The sequence below is a fragment of the Segatella copri genome, assembly GCF_019249795.2.
In the GTDB taxonomy this organism is placed as follows: Bacteria; Bacteroidota; Bacteroidia; order Bacteroidales; family Bacteroidaceae; genus Prevotella; species Prevotella copri_B.
This window is the reverse complement of record NZ_CP156891.1, coordinates 746,261-761,801: the sequence shown is the minus strand read 5'-3', so window position 1 is coordinate 761,801 and position 15,541 is coordinate 746,261. Positions and strand designations below refer to the sequence as shown.

The window sequence follows — 15,541 nt, the reverse complement described above, 5'->3', positions numbered from 1 at the left end:
GCCTGGAGTTTTAAAGCTTTTGCCCTTACAGGGCGATAGGCTAGCGCCCGTAATACCCGAAAGTGTAAAATGAACTGTGTCAAGGCTGTTAGATAAAGTTCGAAGATAGATACAATTTGCTGTGGATTTGTTATATTTAAACCGATAAATCGAAATTTAGCATGAAACTGATAAAAATACAGTCAAGCAAAGACCCGCTGATAGCGCAAGTTCCAGAGCTCTACGAGTCTGCTTTTTCCGAAGCGGAGAGAACTGACACTGAACGTTTCCTGTGGATGATAGACCACTGCCAGGAAATGTCTTTTTATGCCATCACTGAAGATGACGACTTCTGCGGTATGGCTGTAGTATTTGAATTAGGCATATGTCGTTATCTCCTGTATTTGGCTACGCTTGACATCCACCGTAACAAGGGTTTGGGCGCATTGACGCTGAAACTCCTGAGGGAAGAGACCAATTTGCCGATAATCGGGGAAGTGGAGCCTCCAACTGATGACATCACACGCCGACGCATCGCCTTCTACGAGCGTAACGGTTTTCATGTTGAGTTGGAGGATCCCAGAATCCTGAATGACGCACACCTCGACCCCTCCTGTGTCCTTATGCTTATCAGTACCCACCCTCTTTCCGATGCCGACGAATGCCAGCGCAGAGTGGTAGACACGGTATACAAGCCTATGCAGGCAGAGGAGGTATAACTCTGAACCATCATAAATTCGAATTTTATGGTAACTTGTTTTGATGTATGTGAGATTCTTGAAATGCTGTCTGAAGCATCTGTAAAGGTGTTTCTAGACGGCGGTTGGGGTGTCGATGCACTTATAGGCAGGGAAACAAGAACACATAACGACATCGATCTGTTCGTAGAGAAGAAAGACTACTGTATAACCATATCCGTGATTACAGGGAAGGGATACAGAGAAGTTATAATGGACTATACGACCGACAGCCATACTGTCTGGAAAGATGACAACGGAAGAATAATCGATATGCATTGTTTCGAATATGTAGAAGATGGAATCCTATATGACGGATACATTTTTCCAAGCGAAACTTTCTCAGGTAAAGGAAATATCGGGAATATTGAGGTGTCCTGCATAAACCCGGAGGCACAGGTACAGTTTCATCTTGGATATGAATATGATGAAAATGATGTCCATGACGTCCTGTTATTATGCAGAACTTTCAATCTTGAGATACCGGAGCAATATAAATCTCACATCTGATTCAATATGCTATGATTACTGATAGTTATGATATTGAAACTGAACCAATGATCAATCTGTTTGATTTCTACGGCAGACGTGGAGATTTTGCAGATATATGCCTGATAATATTCTCGAAGGAGATTCATCGGCATTTACTTGATTCCTACGAATCTGAAATTATTGCAACTATGCCGGCTTGCAATGGCGACACGCATATCTATAAAACAACTTATAAAGGAGTTACGATAACTTTCTACCTGTCAGGAATAGGTTCAGCAGTAGCATCCTCTCAATGTTATCTTGCAAGCTGGCTAACTGGAGCATCAAAGTTCATTATGTTCGGTTCCTGTGGCAGTCTTGACCGTACAACCACACAAGGTAGATTTATCATACCGACACAAAGTTACAGAGGGGACGGGTGTTCATATTATTTTGCAGCACCATCCGACTATATTGATATAGCCGCAAGCAAGGAACTTTCCATAATTTTCGACAAATTATCTGTACCATATATTACAGGTAAAATATGGACGACAGATTCGATGGTCAGAGAAACAAAAGGACTTGTACGCAAACGTATGGAAGAAGGGTGCATCGCTGTAGAAATGGAATTGGCTGGAGTTCAATCTGTGTGCGACTTCTACAATTTGAAGTTGTATGCTTTTTTTGAAACAGGTGACATTTTGGATACAAATGGATATGAAGCCAAAGGCTTGAACAATGCCAACCATAGTTTAAACAAACTTTATATTGCTTTAGAAACGGCAACCTACATCTGAAGTATATCAGAATTGTAAATTCCCATTTAGTTAACAGCCTTGACACAGTTCAGCTGACGCCCCCGTAATACCCCAGGGCGATGCCCTGGGCTAGGAGTTTCTGCCCTTTCAGGGCGTGTGGTGCAAAACTTGCGAAAGTTCTATAAATATAATAAGGTATAAGGGCAATTCCGGATAGGGGTTGCCCTTATTTTTTGCCTGTTTCCCAGCCATTTTGCATTAAAATGCATATTTTTTTGAAAAAAGTTAGGGAAAAATTTGGTGGAATCGAAAAAATGTAGTACCTTTGCACTCGCAATTCAGAAATGATGCTTAAAGCAATGCTTAAGAGGTGTCGTAGAGATGAGTAAGCGGGGTGTAGCGCAGCCCGGTAGCGCTCCTGTTTTGGGAACAGGTGGTCGCAGGTTCGAATCCTGTCGCCCCGACTCTATTTTTCTCTCACACAAACCTTTAGCAAAGCACAAGCGGGGTGTAGCGCAGCCCGGTAGCGCTCCTGTTTTGGGAACAGGTGGTCGCAGGTTCGAATCCTGTCGCCCCGACACAAGAAAGCTAAGAAGAGTCAAATCTTCTTAGCTTTTTTGCTATATAAAACTCCCGCCCTGGATGGGCTGGAGGGGGATAACGGAACTGAGTAATTATTATATACGTTTTAATTTTATAGAATCATGATTATAACGATAGCGCGCCAGTGTGGATGTGGCGCTATTCGCGTGGGCAAGCTGCTCGCCGAAAAGTATGGTATTCCTTTTTATACCCGTAAAAATATGATGGAAATGGCTGAACAGAGAGGAGTGCTCGACGAGATGGAGGCTTTCTTCGATGAGCGGCCGGTAGATGAACTGCTCTTCTCGATGTCGTCGCTTGGCGAAACGCAGAGGGCGCTGACAGAAAAACCGCTCCATACACTTGCCGATATGATAGGCGATGAAGACTGTATCATCATTGGCCGTTGCGGAAACTATATCTTCCGCGAGCGCAAAGACCTGATTTCTGTTTTCCTGAGCGGCAATCTGGAGGCTCGCATCAAGGAGATTCAGGAGGAGAAGGGCTTTTCGTATGAGGAAGCTGAGGAGTTTGTAGAGCACACCGAGGATTGCAGAGTGGCTTATCATAAGTATTATACAGGCCTTACCTGGGGAAATGCCGATGATTACGACATCTGCCTGGATACTGTGCGCCTGGGCGTAGAAGAGACGGCAAGCCTCATTGAGCAGTACGTTAGCTTGATTTAGATTCAAAGGTTCAAAGTTCCAAGGTTTAAAGTAATTCAACATGAAGTTTTTAATTCAATTTTTGATAATCATAGCTTTCTCCTTTGCGGGGGAATTGCTTCATTTTTTGCTGCCATTGCCTATTCCGGCAAGCATCTATGGCATCATCCTGCTCTTCCTTGCGCTGGAAACAAAACTGATCAAGGTGAAGCATATCCGCGAAACCAGCAGTTTCCTCATTGCCATCATGCCCGTGATGTTTATTCCGGCTGCCGTAGGACTCATTGATTCTTATCAGGATATCGGCAATGCATGGTTTCAGTATATCGTAGTTACGGTGGTCAGCACCTTCGTCGTGATGGGTGCTTCGGGCTGGATTACGCAGTTGGTAATCAGAAAAGGAAAGGAGGCGAAGAAATGAACCAGTTGTTCCAGGATTCTGTCTTCTTCGGCGTTCTCATCAGTCTGGCAGCCTACGGCATAGGCATGCTGCTGAAGCTGAAGACGGGATGGTCGCTGATGAACCCGCTGCTCATCTCCATCATCCTCGTCATCATCACGCTCCTGCTGACTGGCGTAGATTACAAGACCTATTCGGCAGGCGCCAACAGCATCAGCTATCTGCTCACACCAGCCACCATCTGTCTGGCTGTGCCACTTTATCAGCAGGTTGAGCTTCTGAAGAAGAATTATCGGGCTGTGCTGATCGGCATTGTTTCGGGCGTGCTGGCGAGTCTCTGCTCCGTGCTCATTCTCGCCCTCATCTTCCATTTCGACCATGCGTCCTACGTTACCTTCCTGCCTAAGAGCATCACTACCGCCATCGGTATCGGCGTTTCTGAGGAGTTGGGTGGTCATGTTTCGGTTTCGGTGGTCGTCATCATCGTAACAGGTGTGCTGGGCAACATCTTTGCCGAGAAATTCCTGAAGCTTCTCTCCATCAAAGAGCCTATTGCCAAAGGTATCGCCATCGGCTGTTCTGCCCATGCGCTGGGTACGGCAAAGGCGATGGAAATGGGTACCATAGAGGGAGCCATGAGCAGTCTGAGCATCGTGGTTTGCGGTGTGCTGACGGTTGTAGGATCATCCATCTTTGCTCTGTTTATGTAGAGGCAGATACAATAATATTTCCCTTTTTCCGTTTTTATAGATATGAAACGGAAAAAGGGATTTTTGTATATAATGGGTGTAGGGATGGCGATGAGCGCCCTGCTTGCCAGTTGTGCCGACGATGAGAGTTTCTCAACGTCGAGGGGAGATGTGCTCTCGTTTTCGGTAGATACGCTGAAGATGGACACCACCTTCTCGAATGTGCCTACGCCTACCCGAAGCTTCTGGGTTTACAACCGTACGGGCAAGGCTCTGCGCTGCCAGTCGGTGCGGCTGGAAAACGGTAACCAGAAGGGCTACCGGGTGAATGTTGACGGCTCTTATTTGGGCAGCGAAGTGGGATTCCAGACGCAGAATGTGGAGATCAGGAAGGGTGACAGCATACGTGTGTTTGTAGAACTGACTTCGGCGATGCAGAACAGCAAAGAGCCGCAGCTGGTGAGCGACAACCTGGTGTTTGCGCTGGAAAGTGGCGTGGAGCAGAAGGTGAACCTGAGGGCGTTTTCATGGGATGCGATGAAACTCAATTCGCTCGAGGTGAAGCAGGACCAGCTGCTGGAGAGTACGCTGCCGGTAGTGGTTTATGGCGGCATCAGGGTTGATTCGGCGGCTACGCTGACCATTGCTCCGGGCACCCAACTCTATTTCCACGAGAATGCGGGTTTGCAGGTGTTCGGTTCGCTGAAGATTGAGGGCGAAAAGGACAGGGAAGTGGTGATGCGGGGCGACCGACTGGACCACATGTTCGATTATCTGCCTTATGACCGCACACCGGGACAATGGCAGGGCATCAGACTGATGTCTTCGGCTCATGACTGCAGGATTTCGTTTGCTGATATTCATAGTGCCTACGATGCTGTGATGATAGAAGCGGGCGATGCTACGAAGCAGAAACTGCTCATCGAGAATGCCACGATTCATAACAGTCAGGGCTACGGTGTGAGGATTGATTCTGCCAAGGTGCAGGTTTATAATTCGCAGATAACCAATTGCTTAAACCATCCGCTCTATGTTGAGGGTGGCGATGTTGAGGTAAACGGCTGCACCATAGCCCAGTTCTATCCGTTTGACGGGCGCCGCGAGTCTGCCATCGGTTTTGCCTCTCCGCTGCCTCGTTTTGAGGTGAGAAATTCGCTCGTAACGGGCTATCATGATGATGAGGTGGTCTGGGAGGCTCCGAAAGAGGAGGATGCCTTCAATTTCCTCTTCGACCATTGTGTGTTGCGCACGGAGAAGCTGGAGACGGACGACAGTCTGAAGTTCACCCATGTGGTTTATGAGGACATCAAGGATAAGACGGTGTTTGCCGAGAAGCATTTCCGCCTTTTCGACACAGATAATCTGAAGTATGATTTCCATCTGAGCAAGGAGTCGGCAGCAATAGGAAAGGCAGCTGCCGAAACCCTGCCTGCAACCGACCGTGATGGTTTGCCGAGAAAGAAAGAGCAGCCTGCCGCAGGATGCTTTGAATATAGGGAGGAATAATGAGTATAAGGAGGAATAAGAAGAAAGCCCTACAGGAAAGTCTGCATGATGCAAACTTCCTGTAGGGCTTTTTCTTATATCCTGAGCCCTTTTTAGAGGTGGGCTCTGTAATCTTATTCCTTCATGTTCGAATCTACGAAGCTGAAGGGGAGAAGGTCTTTGATGCTGTCGAAGCAGTAGGTGCCGTTCTCGCCATAGAGCAGGATGCGTACGGGGCGCTGGTAGCGGTCTTCCATCTCCAGTATCACCTGGCGGCAGGCTCCGCATGGCGAGATAGGCGACTTGAGGAAACCATTTCCGTTTCTCGCTGCTATGGCGAGCGTCAGGATAGGCTGGTCGGGATAGTTGCTCTGGGCACCGAAGATGGCGCTGCGCTCGGCACAGAGTCCCGACGGGAAGGCGGCGTTCTCCTGGTTGGCTCCAATCACTATTCTGCCGTCGCCCAGCAGCAGGGCTGCTCCCACATAGAAGTGGCTGTAGTTAGCATACGCATTGCTGGTGGCAGCCTTCGCCCTGTTAACGAGCTCCTGCTCCTGCTGGCTCAACTCTGAGAGCTGAGCCACCATGTATCTGATGTTTAGGTTTTGCTCTTTCATAGATATAATGTTTTTATGATTTCTTTATTTCGTGTAGAAGTCGATGAGGTCCTGCAGCGCCTTCTTGCATACTGCACAGAATTCCGGCGTTTCGTTGATGCGCATACGGCAGTCCTGCACACCGCGGTAAACGCCCTTCAAGCTGTATCCGGCACCTTCGAAGACACCCACCTTGCTCACCGCCTCCTTCTCTTTCTTTGAGAGCGGAGTAGGAATCTTGGTCTTCTTGTCTATCATGTTCTCCCATTTTCCGTGGAAATCGGCAAGGGTAGTGATGTTCTTCTCCCAAGGCTCTACATCGTGAGGATACATCGGTATCTGCTCCTGCTCGTAGGCGTATTCATCGGCAAGTCCGGCAAAGGAATGGCCAAACTCATGCACCACTACCGGCTTGAACCATTTCTGGTGGCAGGTAGTGAGATTGTATGAATTGAGGATGCCGCCACCGCCATACTTATCCGAATTTACCAGCACGATGATGTGCTCGTAAGGGGTACCTGCCAGCCAGTTGTGCAGGTCTTTGAGATGCAGGGTGGTAAGGTAGCGGTCGCTGTAGAAGGTGTCGAAATGAGAGCTGAGGGCGGTCTCGTGCCAGATGCCCTGGGCTGGGATGCTAGGTCCGCTCTGCTTGGATGGCGATTTTACGGCTACGATGTTGAAGCGGTCTCTCATGCTCTTGAAGGGTTCGTGGGCGAAGATGGCCTCTGTAGCTTCCTGCGCATCTTTCAGGAAGACAGGCATCTCTGCATCGGTATAGCCTTCAGCCACGTATGCGATGTGGATGCATCGGGTGGTGTCGGCAGCCTGCTGCAGGGTGACGTATGGTGTAGGCTTGTTGCCTTTCTGATGAATCAGAATGTCTTTCGGCGCTACCTGGTGGGTGAGCGTGGTGGTTATCTCGCGGCGGTTGTTGCGCAGGTCGAGGGTGATGTCTACGGTATCTTTCGGCATCGGAACGAGGAATACGTTCTCGAAACTCTGCGTGTTCTTCTCTGCCTCTGGATAGGAGAGCCATTCCTGGAAGAGGGTGGAGAAGGAGTTGCGGTAGATGATTTTGCCCGAGCGGTGGTCGCGTACGGTTATCTGTCCGTTGCCCTCTACCGGGAGTTCGGCCAGTCGCTGCCGTTTGCCGTACCAGCGTGGCATTACGTTGAGTTCGTCTACTGCTATCATCTGCTGCTTCTGGTTGCCGGCAAAGGTATAGTCTACCCGCAGCGTCTTGTCTGTGAAATAGTCGTCAAAGTTTTGCGCTTTTATTGTGCCGGGCGCCATCAGCATCGCCATGGTGGCGAGGGATAATATCATTCTCTTCATTGTATTTTCATTTAAAATTCACATTCACATTCACATTTCTCATCGAATCACCAAGTGACCGAATCACTAATCACTTATCTCACCCTCAGTCTTGTTCCTACGCTTACCGGGATGTTAGGGTCGAGATGGTTCATCTTGTAGAGTTTCTCCAGTCGGATGCCATACTTCTGCGAGATGGTGTACATGCTTTCGCCCGGCTGTATCACGTGAGGGCGCTTCTTATACTGCTTAGGTGCCTTGGAGCGTTTCTTTTTCAGATAGATGATGTCGCCCTTGTGCAGCACGGCGTGCTTGTTGCGCTCGTTGTAGCGAGCCAGTTTGCGCCAGCTGATGCCCACCTCCTTGCCTATGCTCTTGAAGGTGTCGCCTTCGCGGGCATAGAGATAGTAATTCTTGTTGAAGATATGGATAGGGTGCAGCAATCCTTCGGCGTTTACAGGCTGGTCGGTACCGCTGTGGGTAGCCATGAAGCGGTCGTAGCGCTTGGCCTTGTCATACTGGTTGAGCTTGTAGAGCTCTATAATCTGTATCAGCTTGCTGGCATACTGCGGGTTGGTGGCGTAGCCGCAGGCTTTCAGTCCGCGAGCCCATCCCTTGTAGTCGTGCTGCGAGAGTTCGAAGAGGCGTGCGTAGCGTGGCTGGCGCGCCAGAAACTTGCTGTGGTCTTCGTAGCTGTCTCTTGCGTCCTGGTATACGCGGAAGCATTCGCCCCGGGCATCATCGTCGTGGTACTGGGTTGGGCCCGTCCAGTTGTGACATTTTATGCCGAAGTGGTTGTTGCCCTGGCGTACGAGGACGCTCCTTCCTGCCGCACTCTCAAACAGTCCCTGTGCTAGGGTGATGCTGGCTGGAATGCGGTAACGGAGCATCTGCTCGATGGCAAGATCCTTATACTGATTGATATATGTCTGATAGGACTGGTTCCACTTCAGCTGTGCGCCCATCGGGAGGCAGCAGAGCAGAGCGAGCCCTAAAATATTTGCTTTTAGATGATTCATTCTGCAAAAATATAAAAAAAAACGGATAAATCGCGGTTTATTACAAAATTTTTAATATCTTTGCACAAAATATGACATACAAATGCAGGGGCTATCTGTCTTTTCTGAGAGAAACTGACTTGTTTTGTAGAAATAATGATTTTAATAATGAAAACTCGTACAAAAGTAATTATAGCTATCGGCTCTAACAGAAATCAGGAGGAGAATGTGTTGAAGGCGCATGAACATCTGAGTTGTATGTTCAAGAACAGCCTTTTCGGTCCGCGCATGTGGACTGAGCCTATCGGACTGGAGAATTCAGACAAGTTTCTGAATCAGGTGATGTTGGGGGAGACCATCTGCTCTAAGAAGTCTGTGCTTGCCGCGCTGCGGAGTGTGGAGCAGAGATGCGGACGCAGAATCCGTGGTCCTTATCGTAAGGTAGATGTTCCGCTGGATCTCGACCTTCTGCTCTATGGCGATGAGAAATTGCACGAGAGCGAGTGGGAGCGTGATTATATTCAGAGTTCTATCAGCTACCTCGAAGAGAAGGATGCTAAGAGGGATAGGAAATATTTAAGATAAGAAAATCTGTGTATTCCGTGCATGAAAAAATAAACGGGAAACCCGAATCTGGTATGTAGATTTACAATACCGGATTCGGGTTTTCTGTTGTAAGATTGAGCTCTATCACTCTTCCTTCTTTCAGCGACTTCTGCACGTTGATGATGCGCTGGTTGCTGCTGCCCCTGAAGAAGAGGTCTTCATCGCGCAATGCTTGTACGAAGGGACCGTCTACCAATACATCGATTTGGCGGAGGAGTTCCAGCTGCTCGGGATTCTTCACGAGATTTTCGAAGAGATAGCCCGTAAAGCACCAGATGCTCTTGCTGCTCTGCTCCCTGATGGCGCGCGCCAGCTCGGCAAAGCCCTTTGCCTGAAACATTGGGTCGCCGCCCGAGAAGGTGACGTTGGCGAAGGGGTCGCTCATGATTTCCTTCATCAGCTCGTCGGTAGAGGTCATCGTGCCGTGGCTGATGTCCCACGACTGCGGATTATGGCAGCCCGGACAATGGTTGGGGCATCCCGCACAATAAATGGATGTGCGGAAGCCCGGACCGTCTACCATCGTATCATGTACGATGCTTAATACACTAATCATTTTTACTTTTCCCCTCCGATATGGGTTACTCGGTCGTGGAGCTCGGCAAGCTTGCCGCTGTTCCAACGGTCTGTAGTACCTACCAGATAACCGGTGATGCGCTGCAGCTTGTCGATGTGGTGGCTGCCGCACTTAGGACAAACCTCGAGGTGGGCGTCAGCATTCTCGTAGCCGCAGTCGAGACAGCGGTTGCGGTTGTGGTTTACTGAGCCGTAACCCATGTTGTACTTATCCATCATGTCTACCACGCTCTCGATAACTGAAGGGTTGTGGGTAGCATCGCCGTCAATCTCTACATAGAAGATGTGGCCGCCACGGGTCAGGTCGTGGTATGGAGCCTCGACCTGTGCCTTCTTCAGGGCTGTACACTTATAGTATACAGGCACGTGGTTGGAGTTGGTATAATAGTCGCGGTCTGTAACGCCAGGGATGACGCCAAACTGCTTTCTGTCCTTCTTAGTGAACTTACCGCTCAATCCCTCGGCTGGAGTAGCCAGGATAGAGTAGTTGTGATGATACTGCTCGCTGAACTCGTTGGCACGGTCGCGCATGTAGGTGATGATCTTCAGTCCCAGCTCCTGTGCCTTCTCGCTCTCGCCGTGGTGCTTGCCGATGAGGGCAACCAGGCATTCTGCCAATCCGATGAAGCCGATACCCAGGGTTCCGTGGTTGATGACGCTCTCGATAGTCTCTTCCGGCTTCAGGTTTTCTGCGCCTACCCAGAGATACTTCATGAGCAGAGGGAACTGCTTGGCCATCGCCGTCTTCTGGAACTGGAAGCGCTCGTCGAGCTGCTTGGCTGTGATGTCGAGGATATTGTCGAGCTTGGCAAAGAACATGTCGATGCGCTGCTTTTCGTCTTCGATGCCCATGCACTCGATGGCGAGCTTCACGATGTTGATGGTAGAGAAGCTCAGGTTACCGCGGGCGATGCTGGTCTTCTCGCCCCAGCGGTCTTCGAACACGCGGGTACGGCAGCCCATGGTTGCAATCTCCCACTTGTAGCGCTCCGGATCATCAGCACGCCACTTCTCGTTCTGGTTGAAGGTGGCGTCGAGGTTCAGGAAGTTAGGGAAGAAACGGCGGGCTGTTACCTTGCACGCCAGCTTGTAGAGGTCGTAGTTTCTGTCCTCAGGCAGATAGTTTACGCCTCTCTTCTTCTTCCATATCTGGATAGGGAAGATGGCTGTTTCGCCATTGCCTACGCCCTGATAGGTGCTCTGCAGGATTTCGCGCATGATGCAGCGGCCCTCGGCGCTGGTATCGGTACCGTAGTTGATGCTTGAGAATACTACCTGGTTACCGCCGCGGCTGTGGATGGTGTTCATATTGTGGATGAATGCCTCCATCGCCTGATGCACACGGTTCACGGTCTTGTTGATGGCGTGCTGCTCCAGGCGTTCGCGGCCCTGCAGCTCGTCGAGCGGCTTCTCTATGTAGTCGTCGATTGGCGCATCATAGAGGTTGCTCAGGTCTTCGCCTGTCAGCTTCTCCAGGTTCTTCACCTCTTCCTGGTACGACATGCGTACGTATGGAGCCAGATAGAAGTCGAAGGCTGGGATGGCCTGACCGCCGTGCATCTCGTTCTGGCAGGTCTCGAGAGAGATACAAGCCAGCACGGCTGCGGTCTCGATGCGCTTGGCAGGACGGCTTGAACCGTGACCGGCTGTGAAACCGTGGTTCAGAATCACGTCGAGCGGATGCTGCACGCAGGTGAGACTCTTGGTTGGGTAATAGTCCTTATCGTGAATATGTATATAGTTGTGCATGACGGCGTCGCGTACATCCTCAGAGAGGAGGTAGTCGTCGACGAATGGTTTAGTGGTTTCTGAAGCGAACTTCATCATCATGCCGGCTGGTGTGTCGGCATTCATGTTGGCGTTTTCACGGGTGATGTCGTTGTTCTTGGCATTGACGATACTCATGAATACGTCGCGTGTCTTCGCCTTGCGGGCGATGTTACGCTGGTTACGGTATGCGATATACTTCTGGGCAACATCTTTGCGGGCACTCTTCATGAGCTCCATCTCGATGGCGTCCTGAATGGCCTCAACGCTCATCTGGCTCTTGCCGCGATAAGAGATGTGGTCGGTTATCTGCTCGATAAGAGTGGTATCTTCACCCTTGTCGGTATGCAACATGGCCTTGCGAATGGCTGCCATGATTTTCTGTTCGTTGAATCCAACGATGCGTCCGTCACGCTTTACTACTGTCTGGATCATTTTAGTATTACTTTTACGATTGATGTTTAAATTACTTAGTATTAAGTCATTATGACTTGAAGAGGTAAACAGGAACCTCCTTTTGACATTGCAAAGATATAAAATATTTCTGAAAGTAATTGCTTTTGGACAACTTTTTTATCGTTAAAAAATATTAAGTCACTGATAATCAGGTAGAAACGAAAAAGTTTTGGAAAACTTTGACAAATTTCTGTTTTCCGAAACGTTTAAGTTGTTATCTATCAGCGTGTTGCGCATTTTGTGCGCTTGTGTGCGTTTCCAGCTTGTTGTCTGTGCGTTGTGACAGAATGGAGAAAGCAAATCGCCGCAACGCCCGTGTATAGGGCATTGCGGCGATTTGGGGGTGATTATTTTGCCTGTCGCTTATAGTCGAGCGCAGCTCCGATGGCGGTGCAGAATTCCGAGTATTTCGGTATTCTGAACCTCACTCCGTAGAGTTTCTCCATGGCTGGGAACACCTCGCGGCATTGCGGCAGCAGGGTGAGGTTGCCGATGAGCACGAAATCCTTGATGCCCGATTCGAGCGATGAGAGGATGGTAGCCGAACCTATCGACTGCAGCACCATCCAGATGAGTCCCATGGCGATGTCTTCGCGCGAAGCGTTGGCCTTGGCGTTGCTGAAGAGCGATGCGGTGGCGTTCATCGGGAGTCCGGGCAGAGGCTTGGCGCTGATGTCGCCTATCAGCAGGTTTATCTTGCTCACGTCGCCGTCCTTGGCGAGGTTGATAATCTGCTTGATGTCGTCGGTCTTGAGCATGATGCGGCTCAGTCCTGCCAGGGTTCCGCCGCCTATGCCGATGCCTCCGATGTGCCTTATCTCGTTGTCATCGCATTTTACGAGCGATGTACCGGTTCCCATGCTCACCACGATCATGCGGTCGAGCTTGCTTTCGTATCGGGCGCCCAGTCCGTCGGCCACGAATTCCTCGCTCTTCGAGGTAGGCAGTCCGTAGATGGGCTCGTCGATATAGGCAGAACCTACGCCTGTGAGCATCACCTGTTCTACATCGCTCAGCGCAATCTTGTTGTCGTGAAGATACTTGCCGAAGGCTCCGTAGAGCGAGGTGATAGGGTCGGTGGCCTTGATGCGGATGGGGCTTACCACCACGCCGCTTTCATCGATGCCCACAATCTTGGTCGTAGAGATGCCTACGTCGATTCCTATAACAATCTTTTTCATTCCTTTATATATATAATAATGTGTATTTTCGCAGATGATGCCCCTCTAGAGCACGCCCATCTTGCAGAAGGTGATGAGCACGGCGTAGCCCACTATCATGCTCAGGATGCCTACCGTGAGTCCTGCCTTCACCATGTCGGTCTGCTGGATGAGTCCGGTAGAGTAGGCGATGGCGTTAGGAGGGGTTGAGATAGGCAGCGACATGGCGCAGCTGGCCGATACCGCTACTCCGATGAGGATGGTAGAGGTGCCGCCGATGGTGTTGAGCTTGTCGCCCATGCCGGCGCATACCACCGTGAGGATAGGGATGAGCAGGGCGGCGGTGGCGGTGTTGGAGATGAAGTTACTCAGGATGAAGCATACCAGTCCGGATACAATCATGATGACCAGCGGATTGAATTCTGCAAACGGAATGCTCTTTACGGCTGCCTCGGCTAGACCGGTGCCGTTCATCGCCAATCCGAGGGCGAATCCGCCTGCCACCATCCAGATGACAGCCCAGTCAATCTCCTTCAGGTCCTTGGCTGTAACCACTCCCGTAAGGGCGAATATGGCGATAGGGAGCATGGCCACGGTGTTGGCGTTGATGCCCAGCTGCTTGCCGAATACCCAGAGCACGATGGTTGCAAGGAAGGTGACGGCCACTACCGTGGTGCGCCAGTTGTGCTGCATGTTACCCTCGATGTTAAGCTCGATGGTCTTGGCAGAGAATGGGAACATCTTGCGGATGATGACCCATGCCATCAGGAGCATGATGAGCACCATAGGAGCCATGATGAGCATCCAGTCGCCGAAGCTGAGACCCAGGTTGAGTCCCGCAGGATCGTTCAATACCTTGAAGGCGAAGGCGTTAGGAGGGGTTCCGATAGGGGTACCCATACCGCCCAGGTTGGCTCCGATAGGAATGGCCATGGTGAGCGCCACGCGGCCCTTGCCCGAAGGCGGCAATGATTTGAACACCGGTGTGAGGAAGGTGAGCATCATGGCGGCGGTGGCTGTATTTGAAATAAACATCGAGAAGATGCCGGTGATGAGCATGAAGCCCAGCAGCACGTTCTCAGAACGCTTGCCGAATGGCGCAATCAGGGCCTTCGCCATCATCACGTCGAGTCCGCTCTTGGTAGCGGCTATGGCGAGTACGAAACCGCCCAGGAAGAGGATGATGGTAGGGTCGGCGAAGCACGCCATCACACCCTGATAGTCGAGCAGCTTGCCCATCTCAGCCTCCGAACCTTGCATAATCTTAAAGGCGGAGTCGCTGACGAAGAACAGCAGCACGAAGATGATCACTACGCTGGTAGCCCATGCCGGTATGGCCTCGGTGAGCCAAAGCATCACGGCCATGACGAAGATGGCGATGACGCGCTGCTGCACGATGGTGAGCCCGTCGATGCCGAAGCTGTCGATGGGCAGGTTCCAGACGATAACGGTAAGCAGAGCCGTTATGAGAAACAGCAATGCTTTCTTGCGATTAAAATCGCCATTCAATACTTTCTTTACAGTTTCTTGCATTATCTTTCTGTCTTAAGGATTATTTTCTTGCAAAAATACGTGTTTTTTTTGTATTTAGCAAGTTTTTTTGCAGAAATAGTGAAAAAAATGCCGAAAAATGTTGTTATTTCAAGAAAAAATGCTATATTTGCAGTGGATTTACCGATAGCGGCTATCGGTGATGACGAAAACTTGGAGCACCCGGAAGGGTGATTCAGCGAACCTAATATTGTCTAATCAATTAAAAGGAGATAAGGAAATGAACAAGTCTGTAGTATTTATTATCATCCTGCTCGTGATAGTTCTCTCTATCATTGTATCGCAGTACTTCCACAAGCGTCACCATGAATATAAGATGGCAGACATCGAGAAGGCTATCCGCAAGGCTTATCCTAAGGGTGTAGGCTCGATAAGCAAGGAAGAACTGGTAACAGCTGTGAAGAAATACTTCCACTGTTCGGCGAAGGAGGCTCATTATATAATAGGTGTAGCCCGCCGCAAGAAGCTGGTTGATATCGCTGCAGAATATGTTACCATCATGTTTTGAAATGAGATAAAAGCTTTAAATATGCTTTAGCCGAGAGGCTAGGATTGGATTTAGTTTGAAAAAAAGTATTATTTATTTGAGGCACAAAGGATTGTTAGCGACATGCTGATTTCTTGGGGTTATGTGTGGGTTAGCATGTTGTGTTCGGGACGTCTGGTAAATTGCCTTCTATCTAAATTGCCAGACAAAGTTTACCCTCCCTAGGACTTTTTAAGACCTGGGGAGGGTTTTAGTTTT

17 protein-coding genes and 2 tRNA genes are annotated in these 15,541 nt (G+C 49.8%); 12 read left to right on the top strand and 7 right to left on the bottom strand.

What is annotated here, in order from left to right; all coding sequences use genetic code 11:
• Nucleotides 1–161: 161 nt before the first annotated feature.
• The 9 genes from KUA48_RS03635 to KUA48_RS03595 all read left to right on the top strand — a co-directional run bounded on the left by KUA48_RS03635 (nt 162) and on the right by KUA48_RS03595 (nt 5,793).
• A complete protein-coding gene (locus KUA48_RS03635; RefSeq protein WP_214462005.1) occupies nt 162–698 on the top strand; it encodes a GNAT family N-acetyltransferase in 537 nt (178 codons plus the stop codon).
• A 27-nt stretch (nt 699–725) separates the two neighbouring features.
• A complete protein-coding gene (locus tag KUA48_RS03630) occupies nt 726–1,226 on the top strand; it encodes a nucleotidyltransferase domain-containing protein (RefSeq protein ID WP_214462006.1) in 501 nt (166 codons plus the stop codon).
• A gap of 11 nt (nt 1,227–1,237) precedes the next feature.
• Nucleotides 1,238–1,987: a nucleoside phosphorylase gene (locus KUA48_RS03625; RefSeq protein WP_214462007.1), complete on the top strand. Its 750-nt coding sequence runs from the start codon at nt 1,238–1,240 to the stop codon at nt 1,985–1,987.
• A gap of 351 nt (nt 1,988–2,338) precedes the next feature.
• Nucleotides 2,339–2,412, top strand: a tRNA-Pro gene (locus tag KUA48_RS03620).
• 40 nt (nt 2,413–2,452) lie between these two features.
• Nucleotides 2,453–2,526, top strand: a tRNA-Pro gene (locus KUA48_RS03615).
• A gap of 126 nt (nt 2,527–2,652) precedes the next feature.
• Nucleotides 2,653–3,219: an AAA family ATPase gene (locus KUA48_RS03610; RefSeq protein WP_118254105.1), complete on the top strand. Its 567-nt coding sequence runs from the start codon at nt 2,653–2,655 to the stop codon at nt 3,217–3,219.
• A 40-nt stretch (nt 3,220–3,259) separates the two neighbouring features.
• A complete protein-coding gene (locus KUA48_RS03605) occupies nt 3,260–3,619 on the top strand; it encodes a CidA/LrgA family protein (RefSeq protein ID WP_117728647.1) in 360 nt (119 codons plus the stop codon).
• The gene (locus KUA48_RS03600) at nt 3,616–4,308 is read left to right on the top strand and encodes an LrgB family protein (protein WP_153073898.1); all 693 of its coding nucleotides are present in this window, start codon (nt 3,616–3,618) and stop codon (nt 4,306–4,308) included. The genes KUA48_RS03605 and KUA48_RS03600 overlap by 4 nt, the downstream gene beginning before the upstream one ends.
• A 42-nt stretch (nt 4,309–4,350) precedes the next feature.
• Nucleotides 4,351–5,793: a right-handed parallel beta-helix repeat-containing protein gene (locus KUA48_RS03595; protein ID WP_218432779.1), complete on the top strand. Its 1,443-nt coding sequence runs from the start codon at nt 4,351–4,353 to the stop codon at nt 5,791–5,793.
• Nucleotides 5,794–5,906: 113 nt separating this feature from the next.
• On the opposite strand, the gene cdd is transcribed toward KUA48_RS03595, so the two are convergent.
• From cdd to KUA48_RS03580, 3 genes are all read right to left on the bottom strand, one after another.
• Entirely contained in the window at nt 5,907–6,389 is a 483-nt protein-coding gene (gene cdd / locus KUA48_RS03590) for a cytidine deaminase (RefSeq protein ID WP_118254108.1), read from the bottom strand.
• Nucleotides 6,390–6,413: 24 nt separating this feature from the next.
• Nucleotides 6,414–7,703: a M64 family metallopeptidase gene (locus KUA48_RS03585; RefSeq protein ID WP_153094109.1), complete on the bottom strand. Its 1,290-nt coding sequence runs from the start codon at nt 7,701–7,703 to the stop codon at nt 6,414–6,416.
• 74 nt (nt 7,704–7,777) lie between these two features.
• Nucleotides 7,778–8,701, bottom strand: a complete 924-nt coding sequence (locus tag KUA48_RS03580; protein WP_218432781.1) for a glucosaminidase domain-containing protein — start codon at nt 8,699–8,701, stop codon at nt 7,778–7,780.
• Nucleotides 8,702–8,848: 147 nt separating this feature from the next.
• Between KUA48_RS03580 and KUA48_RS03575 the strand changes: the two genes are divergently transcribed.
• Nucleotides 8,849–9,265 carry a 2-amino-4-hydroxy-6-hydroxymethyldihydropteridine diphosphokinase gene (locus KUA48_RS03575; RefSeq protein WP_153083548.1) on the top strand — a complete coding sequence of 139 codons (417 nt, stop codon included), beginning with the start codon at nt 8,849–8,851 and terminating at the stop codon, nt 9,263–9,265.
• A gap of 61 nt (nt 9,266–9,326) precedes the next feature.
• Here the strand turns inward: KUA48_RS03575 and nrdG are convergent, their stop codons facing one another.
• The 4 genes from nrdG to KUA48_RS03555 all read right to left on the bottom strand — a co-directional run bounded on the left by nrdG (nt 9,327) and on the right by KUA48_RS03555 (nt 14,778).
• The gene (gene nrdG / locus KUA48_RS03570; protein ID WP_022121338.1) at nt 9,327–9,842 is read right to left on the bottom strand and encodes an anaerobic ribonucleoside-triphosphate reductase activating protein; all 516 of its coding nucleotides are present in this window, start codon (nt 9,840–9,842) and stop codon (nt 9,327–9,329) included.
• Between the two features lie 2 nt (nt 9,843–9,844).
• Nucleotides 9,845–12,064: an anaerobic ribonucleoside triphosphate reductase gene (locus tag KUA48_RS03565; RefSeq protein ID WP_218432783.1), complete on the bottom strand. Its 2,220-nt coding sequence runs from the start codon at nt 12,062–12,064 to the stop codon at nt 9,845–9,847.
• A gap of 368 nt (nt 12,065–12,432) precedes the next feature.
• Nucleotides 12,433–13,266 carry a type II pantothenate kinase gene (gene coaW / locus KUA48_RS03560; RefSeq protein WP_022121336.1) on the bottom strand — a complete coding sequence of 278 codons (834 nt, stop codon included), beginning with the start codon at nt 13,264–13,266 and terminating at the stop codon, nt 12,433–12,435.
• Between the two features lie 45 nt (nt 13,267–13,311).
• Nucleotides 13,312–14,778: a DASS family sodium-coupled anion symporter gene (locus KUA48_RS03555; RefSeq protein WP_117695224.1), complete on the bottom strand. Its 1,467-nt coding sequence runs from the start codon at nt 14,776–14,778 to the stop codon at nt 13,312–13,314.
• Nucleotides 14,779–14,826: 48 nt separating this feature from the next.
• Here KUA48_RS03555 and KUA48_RS03550 point away from each other — a divergent pair, with 48 nt between their 5' ends.
• Both KUA48_RS03550 and KUA48_RS03545 read left to right on the top strand, forming a co-directional pair.
• Nucleotides 14,827–14,970 (top strand): hypothetical protein, encoded by a 144-nt coding sequence (locus KUA48_RS03550; RefSeq protein WP_218432785.1) that lies wholly within the window; start codon nt 14,827–14,829, stop codon nt 14,968–14,970.
• A gap of 46 nt (nt 14,971–15,016) precedes the next feature.
• Nucleotides 15,017–15,304, top strand: a complete 288-nt coding sequence (locus tag KUA48_RS03545; RefSeq protein WP_022121334.1) for a hypothetical protein — start codon at nt 15,017–15,019, stop codon at nt 15,302–15,304.
• Nucleotides 15,305–15,541 lie beyond the last annotated feature (237 nt).

What these genes read in the sequence shown, in the direction of transcription:
- KUA48_RS03635 (WP_214462005.1), top strand. Translation starts at nt 162, where the DNA reads ATGAAACTGATAAAAATACAGTCAAGCAAAGACCCGCTGATAGCGCAA.
- KUA48_RS03630 (WP_214462006.1), top strand. Translation starts at nt 726, where the DNA reads ATGGTAACTTGTTTTGATGTATGTGAGATTCTTGAAATGCTGTCTGAA.
- KUA48_RS03625 (WP_214462007.1), top strand. Translation starts at nt 1,238, where the DNA reads ATGATTACTGATAGTTATGATATTGAAACTGAACCAATGATCAATCTG.
- KUA48_RS03610 (WP_118254105.1), top strand. Translation starts at nt 2,653, where the DNA reads ATGATTATAACGATAGCGCGCCAGTGTGGATGTGGCGCTATTCGCGTG.
- KUA48_RS03605 (WP_117728647.1), top strand. Translation starts at nt 3,260, where the DNA reads ATGAAGTTTTTAATTCAATTTTTGATAATCATAGCTTTCTCCTTTGCG.
- KUA48_RS03600 (WP_153073898.1), top strand. Translation starts at nt 3,616, where the DNA reads ATGAACCAGTTGTTCCAGGATTCTGTCTTCTTCGGCGTTCTCATCAGT.
- KUA48_RS03595 (WP_218432779.1), top strand. Translation starts at nt 4,351, where the DNA reads ATGAAACGGAAAAAGGGATTTTTGTATATAATGGGTGTAGGGATGGCG.
- cdd (WP_118254108.1), bottom strand. Translation starts at nt 6,389, where the DNA reads ATGAAAGAGCAAAACCTAAACATCAGATACATGGTGGCTCAGCTCTCA.
- KUA48_RS03585 (WP_153094109.1), bottom strand. Translation starts at nt 7,703, where the DNA reads ATGAAGAGAATGATATTATCCCTCGCCACCATGGCGATGCTGATGGCG.
- KUA48_RS03580 (WP_218432781.1), bottom strand. Translation starts at nt 8,701, where the DNA reads ATGAATCATCTAAAAGCAAATATTTTAGGGCTCGCTCTGCTCTGCTGC.
- KUA48_RS03575 (WP_153083548.1), top strand. Translation starts at nt 8,849, where the DNA reads ATGAAAACTCGTACAAAAGTAATTATAGCTATCGGCTCTAACAGAAAT.
- nrdG (WP_022121338.1), bottom strand. Translation starts at nt 9,842, where the DNA reads ATGATTAGTGTATTAAGCATCGTACATGATACGATGGTAGACGGTCCG.
- KUA48_RS03565 (WP_218432783.1), bottom strand. Translation starts at nt 12,064, where the DNA reads ATGATCCAGACAGTAGTAAAGCGTGACGGACGCATCGTTGGATTCAAC.
- coaW (WP_022121336.1), bottom strand. Translation starts at nt 13,266, where the DNA reads ATGAAAAAGATTGTTATAGGAATCGACGTAGGCATCTCTACGACCAAG.
- KUA48_RS03555 (WP_117695224.1), bottom strand. Translation starts at nt 14,778, where the DNA reads ATGCAAGAAACTGTAAAGAAAGTATTGAATGGCGATTTTAATCGCAAG.
- KUA48_RS03545 (WP_022121334.1), top strand. Translation starts at nt 15,017, where the DNA reads ATGAACAAGTCTGTAGTATTTATTATCATCCTGCTCGTGATAGTTCTC.